Genomic DNA, 6,888 nt, shown 5'->3' on the forward strand with positions numbered 1-6,888 from the left:
AATTGACCAGCCGTCGCCCCCGGAGGACTTGGTCATGGCGAGCACCTTGAGACGGCGGCCGATCACTTTGGCAAAATTTCGTGCCAGCCCCTATGGAAACCTCGATCGCCAAATAAAGCCAGCCTTGACATCCCTTACAGGCTGTTCGACGAATTTGGACGGCACCTCACGACGGCTTCTTTGCCACGCCAGGATCCACTTGCTCGATTGTCACCGCCCCAGGCGATTCTGATGCCTGCAGTCGCTTGGCCACGGCGGTGGCCTCACGCATCACGCGCAACATGTTTTCACCGGCCACCTTGCCAAGTTCTTCATCCGTCCAGCCGCGCTTTGCGAGCTCCTTGAGCACGGCGGGGAACTTGTCGACGCCATCCAGGCCCTGTGGCGAGTTGGGAATACCGTCGAAATCGGAGCCGATGCCTACACAATCGATTCCTGCAACACGACGTATGTGTTCGATGTGATCGGCGACCATCGCGATCGTGACGACGGGCATCGGATGTCGGGCATCCCATTCGGCCATCGCAGCCTTGGCCCGCTCGGGTTGACCGATGTAGAGGCCCGCGTAGGGCGGCGAGTTGTAGCGCGTTTGCTCGGCGGCGCGATCGGCTTCCCAGCGATTGCGTTCTGCCGATACGTAAGCCGGTGCAAAAGTCACCATGACAATGCCGTGATTGCGCGCAACCATCGCGAGCACGTCGTCCGGTACGTCGCGCGGGTGATCGTTCAACGCACGCGCGCCGGAGTGCGAAAACATCACCGGTGCCTGCGAGACCGCAAGCGCTGCGCGCATCGTATCCGGCGACACGTGACTGAGGTCGACCAGCATGCCAAGGCGATTCATCTCGTGGACCACCGCGCGTCCGAACGGTGTCAGACCATGATGCCTGGGCGCATCCGTTGCGGAATCGGCCCAGTCGTTATCCGACGTATGGGTGAGCGTCATGTAACGCGCGCCGAGCTCGTACATCTGGCGCAGCGTGGGCAGCGAATCGTCGATCTGATGACCACCCTCGATACCAATCAACGAAGCGATGCGACCAGCCTTGTGTGCGCGCTCGATGTCCTCGGCCGAATAGGCCATTTGCAGATCCTTCGGGTAACGCGCCACCATCGTGCGAACAAGATCGATCTGCTCGATAGTCATCTTCACGGCAGCAGGACCGGTCACTGTGGGCGGTATCCAGACCGACCAGAACTGCGCACCCACACGGCCAAGGCGAAGGCGAGGAATGTCGGTCATCAGCGGTTGTCGCACTTCATCACCTTGCGCTGTCTGCGGCAAGCTCGCGGTACTGGTGCTCAGGTCTACGCCAGCGGCATTGCCAAACCGTTCGCGGATTTCCCACGGCAGATCGTTATGGCCATCGATCAACGGCACCTTGGCCAACACATGATCGACACGAGCGGTAAGCGCGGCATCGCTGGATTGGGCTATCGCTAGCGGTGCACACAACGTCACCAGGACAGTTGCCATCGCAACGAAGGCGGACTTTGAACGCCCGATCTTGGCCATATCGTTTTTCCCCTTGGTAACTTGTTTAAATCAGACACAAACGGCGAATAGCCTGTTATCCAGCTCGTCATCCCTGCGAAGGCAGGGAAGGCGAGCAAAGAGCAGTTTTTCGAGGATCCCTTCGGCCAATAGGCTATTGTGCCTGTGGCGCATGCAATGCTGCATCAACCAACCGCTCGAACTCTGCGCCGCCACATGGGGTCGGCCACAGGAAACCCAGTCGCCGGCTCTCGCGCGAAAGCAACTTCTCTGCGGCGTGCGCGTCGAGTTGCTCCGTACGTTATCAGCGCTGAGCGTTCCTTGACGTAGCCAACTTTGCTGACTTGCATTGACCGCCAAGTGGTGGTGGCACAGAATCGGTGCGGCTTACTTTCAACAGGGGACCAGGATGAAAGGGAAAGTGCTCATGGCTTTCGCCGTATCGGCCGTCGTTGGCTTTGTCCAATGGCAATGGGTGCTTCCGTACTGCTGGATGTACATCGCCGTACACAACCTTGTTCCGCATTGGCTCGCCTTGCATGGCGTCAAGGGCGCTCCGCTCTATGCCGTGCTGTTCGTCCAAGACACCCTTATCAATGTCTTCCTTTGCCTGCCGGCGGCACTCGTTCTTCGTCGATTGAGCCCGCACAAGCCACTGGCTTACCTGGCCATCGCTGTATCGACTGGCTTTCTGTGGGATTACCGCTTGCTTTTCGCGGACCCACTCCCTTCGGGCGTGGGCTATGGCATGTTTATCTATGGGGCGCTGTTGACACTCGTGATGCTTCCCGGGGCCAGTGCGCTGATCGGGCTGTCGGACCGCCGTCGCGCCACATCTCCATAGTCGAGGGTGACGATCCACGCGCATGTGGGAGCGCGTCGCGTGGATTGCCACGAACAACACACTGCTCCGGTTTCCGCGCAAGACCGGATCGGTGCGCGAATCGCGCTCACCCTCGTCCGTTGCTGTCCGCCGAAAAGCGGCGCATTTTGGTAAGAACGGAAGCAAGAATTTCGATCAACAAACAACAAAAAAGCCCCTAACTTCAGGGGCTTAGTTGTAATCTGGCGGAGAGAGAGGGATTCGAACCCTCGATAAGGCTTTTGACCCTATACTCCCTTAGCAGGGGAGCCCCTTCGGCCGCTCGGGCATCTCTCCGGGTTTTTTTCCGCATCACTGCGGAGCCGGCAAGGATACTGACCGGCGTGGTCGAGGTAAAGCATTTATTGAAGAATCAGTGCTCGCCGGGCTCTTCAGGCACGCTGCCTGATTCATGTTCGCCCTTGATGCGCTGATAAATCTCTTCGCGGTGGACGGCGACGGTCTTGGGCGCGTTGATACCGATACGCACCTGATTGCCTTTCACGCCTAGGACGGTGACGGTCACCTCGTCGCCGATCATCAGGGTTTCGCCGACCCTGCGGGTCAGAATCAACATGTTTGCTACTCCATTAATGCTGTTGGTCACAGGCCCGCGGATCGATGCTGCCTCACCCCTGAGCAACGTCCATCCGCAGTTCGACGATTGATCCGTCGAAGGCCCTACCGCCTTCCCGGCTCACAGCCAAAACACTCCTGAGCGTCCTGACTGGCGACACCATCACTACCGATAGTGTCGACACCTCTAAGATACTAGCCGAGCGTGATTGTCATGTGCAATGCGTCTAGATCGTGACATATGGCATATGCCGCCTCGCTCCAGCATCGCTCACTGATTTGAAATCCAGCCCGGCAAGGCGGCCAGAATGGCCGGTAGATTAGCCGTGTCCGAGCCACCGCCCTGGGCCATGTCCGCGCGGCCACCGCCCTTGCCGTCGATCTGCGCCGCAACATGCGCGACCACGCTGCCCGCCTTGATCCGATCCAGGGCCTTGCCGTGAACGCCAGCAATCAGCGCGACGCGGCCGTCTGCTGCGCCAGCCAGCAGGATCACGCAATCGCCCAGCTGCAGCTTGAGCTGATCCACGCTGTCGCGCAGCGACTTCGCATCGAGGCCCTCCAGCCGCGCCGCCACCACCTTGATGCCGTCCACTTCCTGTGCGGAGCTGGCCAGATCCGCGGTAGCCGAACCCGCCGCCTTGCTGCGCAGCGAATCGAGCTCCCGCTCAAGCTTCTTCTGGCGATCGAACAGCTGACGCAGCTTTTCCACGGCATCGTCGCCGCTGCTGGAAAGCAGCTGCGACAGCTCGCCCAGACGACGCTCCTCGTCGGCGACCCAGGCCAGCGCCCCCTCACCCGTGACGGCCTCGATACGGCGCACACCGGAAGCTACGCCGGCCTCGCTGACGATCTTGAACAGGCCGATGTCGCCGGTGCGGCTGACGTGGGTGCCACCGCATAGCTCGGTGGAAAACTCGCCCATCTTGAGCACCCGCACTTCGTCGCCGTATTTCTCGCCGAACAGCGCCATCGCACCAAATTCGATCGCGTCGTCGTATGCCATCTGTCGCACGTCGGCGGCTGCGTTGTGGCGCACCTCGGCATTCACCATGGCCTCGACCCGTGCCAGTTCATCGCGGCTCATCGGCTTGAAGTGCGAGAAGTCGAAACGCAGGCGCTCCGGCGCGACTAGCGAACCCTTCTGCGTGACGTGATCGCCCAGCACCTTGCGCAGCGCCGCATGCAGCAGATGGGTAGCTGAATGGTTGAGCACGATCGCCTGACGACGTGCCGCATCCACACCGGCCTCGACGGTATCGCCGGTACGCAGTGGTTGCGCCCCGTGCCAGCGACCGGCATGGCCGAAGAACACGCCGCCCATCTTCAAGGTATCGCTGACGTCGAAGCGACCCGCGGGATTGATCAGCTCACCGGTATCGCCGACCTGCCCGCCCGATTCGGCGTAGAACGGCGTGCGATCGAGGATCAGCAGGCCTTCCTCGCCCTCATCGAGCTGGTCGAACTGCTTGCCGGCGCGGACGATGCCCAGCACCTTGCTGCCCGGACTGCGTAGCGCCTCGTAACCAAGGAATACGGTTGGCTTCAGCTGGCTGGCCAGATCGGCCGGCATCTGACCCTTCGCCTCAAAGCGGCCGGCCGAACGGGCGCGCTCGCGCTGCTCGTTCATCGCCCGCTCGAAGCCAGCCATGTCCACCTCGAGACCGCGCTCGCGCGCGATGTCGGCGGTGAGATCGACGGGGAAACCATAGGTGTCGTAGAGGCGGAATGCATCTTCGCCCGCAATCGTCTTGGCAGACGCCGTAGCAGGTTTCGTGGCGACTTCGTCGAACACCCGCATTCCGTTTTCCAAAGTCTCACCGAAGCGTTCTTCCTCGGCGCGCAGTGCGTCTTCGACGAACGACTGCTTGGCCGCGAGCTCCGGATAGGCGACGCCCATTTCCTCGACCAGCGACGGCACCATCTTCCAGAAGAAGTCACCGCGCACGCCGAGCATCCAGCCATGCCGCAGGGCGCGCCGGATGATCCGTCGCAGCACGTAGCCGCGACCTTCGTTGGAGGGCAGTACGCCGTCGACGATCAGGAAGGAACAGGCGCGGATATGGTCGGCAATGACGCGCAGCGACTTGTCGGAAAGATCGCTCGTGCGGGTGAGTTCACCAGCTACACGGATCAGATGCGCGAACAGGTCGATCTCGTAGTTGGAATGCACGTGCTGCAGCACGGCGGCTAGGCGCTCAAGGCCCATGCCCGTGTCCACGCAGGGTGCGGGCAACGGCGACAGCGATCCGTCCGGCGCACGATCGAACTGCATGAACACCAGGTTCCATATCTCGATGTAGCGGTCGCCGTCTTCGTCCGGCGAACCGGGCGGGCCGCCAGCGATGCCCGCGCCGTGGTCGTAGAAGATTTCCGTGCACGGGCCGCATGGACCGGTGTCGGCCATCTGCCAGAAGTTGTCCGAGGCGAACGGTGCGCCCTTGTTGTCGCCGATGCGCACGATGCGTTCAACCGGCACACCGATTTCCTTGTGCCAGATGTCGAACGCCTCGTCGTCCGTGTGATAGACCGTGACCCACAGCTTGTCGGCCGGCAGTTTGAATACGCCCGTCAGCAGTTCCCATGCATAGGCGATCGCGTCGCGCTTGAAGTAATCGCCGAACGACCAGTTGCCGAGCATCTCGAAAAATGTGTGATGGCGTGCGGTATAGCCCACCGCGTCCAGGTCGTTGTGCTTGCCGCCGGCACGCAGGCAACGCTGCACGTCGGCCGCGCGCACATAACCCGGCTTTTCGCTGCCGAGAAACACGTTCTTGAACTGCACCATGCCCGAATTGGTGAACAGCAACGTCGGGTCGCTGGCCGGCACCAGCGAGCTGGACGGCACGATGGTGTGGCCTTTGGAACGGAAGTATTCGAGGAAGGTGGAACGGATTTCAGAGGTTTTCATGCATGTCATGCTGGCGGGTGATCGGGGGCCACACCGCGGCCGAGCCACGCGATCCATCCCTCCATCGTCCCTGGACGATGGATTTCAGGGGCTTTCGTCGTCAGCTTCGTCCACTTCGGCGTGGGTAACACTCCGTACTGTGGCGGCGGCAAAGCCGCGGCGCAAGAGGAATTGCGCCCGACGGTTGCGTTCGGCGGGGTCGGCTGTGCCCGCACCATAGCGGCGGCGCAACTGGGCGGCCGCGGAAGCGGTCCAATCGACCTCGGCCGCCTCCAGCAATTCGCGTATCCGTGCGTCGCCCAGACCGTGGCTTTTCAGCTCCACGCGCAGGCGCATCGGGCCATAGCCCTGCGCGATACGGCTGCGCAGCAGCACCTCGGCGAAGCGGTCATCGTCCTGGTAGTGCTGCTCGCCAAGCCGCTCGATCGCGGCGCCGGTTTCTTCGCCCTCGTAGCCGCCCTGGCGAAGCTTGGTTTTCAGCTCCTTGCGCGAGTGCTCGCGGCGGGCAAGCAGGCCCAGCGCTTTGTCGTAGGCGCTGCGCTTCGGCGTGGCTGTGTCATTTTTCCCGGGCGGACGCTTCATGAACATGCAAACTGATACCTGGCTGGGATGGGTACCCCACCGTTCGCCCCGAGGGTAGCGCAGCGAAGTCGGAGGGTGGCCCTTCGACTTCAGCCCTTCGGGCTTACGCTCAGGGCGAACGGTTAGGGAGGGTTGGTGAACGGCTGGGGTGCGTTGTCCTTTGACGGGGTTCTACCCCGTTCGCCCTGAGCGTAGCGCAGCGAAGTCGAAGGGTCGCCTTTCGACTCAGCCTTCGGGCTTGCGCCCTGGGCGAACGACTGGGGAGGGCTGAAGAACGGCTGAGGTGGATGGCCCTTCGACTTCAGCCCTTCGGGCTTACGCTCAGGGCGAACGGTTAGGGAGGGTTGGTGAACGGCTGGGGTGCGTTTCCTTTGACTGGGTTCTACCCCGTTCGCCCTGAGCGTAGCGCAGCGAAGTCGAAGGGTCGCCTTTCGACTCAGCCTTCGGGCTTGCGCTCTGGGC

General features: G+C 61.9%; 5 protein-coding genes and 1 tRNA gene. 1 reads left to right on the forward strand and 5 read right to left on the reverse strand.

Annotated elements, in window-relative coordinates; genetic code table 11:
* Positions 1-166: 166 nt before the first annotated feature.
* Complete coding sequence (locus HDE77_RS07110) at positions 167-1,516, reverse strand: dipeptidase (protein WP_255482580.1); 1,350 nt, start codon at positions 1,514-1,516, stop codon at positions 167-169.
* A gap of 406 nt (positions 1,517-1,922) precedes the next feature.
* On the opposite strand from HDE77_RS07110, the gene HDE77_RS07115 reads away from it, so the two are divergent.
* Positions 1,923-2,339, forward strand: a complete 417-nt coding sequence (locus tag HDE77_RS07115; protein WP_184416466.1) for a hypothetical protein — start codon at positions 1,923-1,925, stop codon at positions 2,337-2,339.
* A 222-nt stretch (positions 2,340-2,561) separates the two neighbouring features.
* On the opposite strand, the gene HDE77_RS07120 is transcribed toward HDE77_RS07115, so the two are convergent.
* The 4 genes from HDE77_RS07120 to HDE77_RS07135 all read right to left on the reverse strand — a co-directional run bounded on the left by HDE77_RS07120 (position 2,562) and on the right by HDE77_RS07135 (position 6,432).
* Positions 2,562-2,654: transfer RNA gene (locus tag HDE77_RS07120), tRNA-Ser, on the reverse strand.
* Positions 2,655-2,730: 76 nt separating this feature from the next.
* Positions 2,731-2,934 carry a carbon storage regulator CsrA gene (csrA, locus tag HDE77_RS07125; protein WP_184416467.1) on the reverse strand — a complete coding sequence of 68 codons (204 nt, stop codon included), beginning with the start codon at positions 2,932-2,934 and terminating at the stop codon, positions 2,731-2,733.
* 270 nt (positions 2,935-3,204) lie between these two features.
* Complete coding sequence (alaS, locus tag HDE77_RS07130) at positions 3,205-5,844, reverse strand: alanine--tRNA ligase (RefSeq protein WP_184416468.1); 2,640 nt, start codon at positions 5,842-5,844, stop codon at positions 3,205-3,207.
* Between the two features lie 84 nt (positions 5,845-5,928).
* Entirely contained in the window at positions 5,929-6,432 is a 504-nt protein-coding gene (locus tag HDE77_RS07135) for a regulatory protein RecX (RefSeq protein ID WP_184416469.1), read from the reverse strand.
* Positions 6,433-6,888: the final 456 nt, after the last annotated feature.

Source organism: Rhodanobacter sp. MP7CTX1, assembly GCF_014205795.1.
Classification (GTDB): domain Bacteria; phylum Pseudomonadota; class Gammaproteobacteria; order Xanthomonadales; family Rhodanobacteraceae; genus Rhodanobacter.

Excerpts from the sequence above, each read along its gene's own strand:
- HDE77_RS07115 (WP_184416466.1), top strand. The coding sequence starts at position 1,923 with ATGGCTTTCGCCGTATCGGCCGTCGTTGGCTTTGTCCAATGGCAATGG.
- alaS (WP_184416468.1), bottom strand. The coding sequence starts at position 5,844 with ATGAAAACCTCTGAAATCCGTTCCACCTTCCTCGAATACTTCCGTTCC.
- HDE77_RS07135 (WP_184416469.1), bottom strand. The coding sequence starts at position 6,432 with ATGTTCATGAAGCGTCCGCCCGGGAAAAATGACACAGCCACGCCGAAG.
- HDE77_RS07110 (WP_255482580.1), bottom strand. The coding sequence starts at position 1,516 with ATGGCCAAGATCGGGCGTTCAAAGTCCGCCTTCGTTGCGATGGCAACT.
- csrA (WP_184416467.1), bottom strand. The coding sequence starts at position 2,934 with ATGTTGATTCTGACCCGCAGGGTCGGCGAAACCCTGATGATCGGCGAC.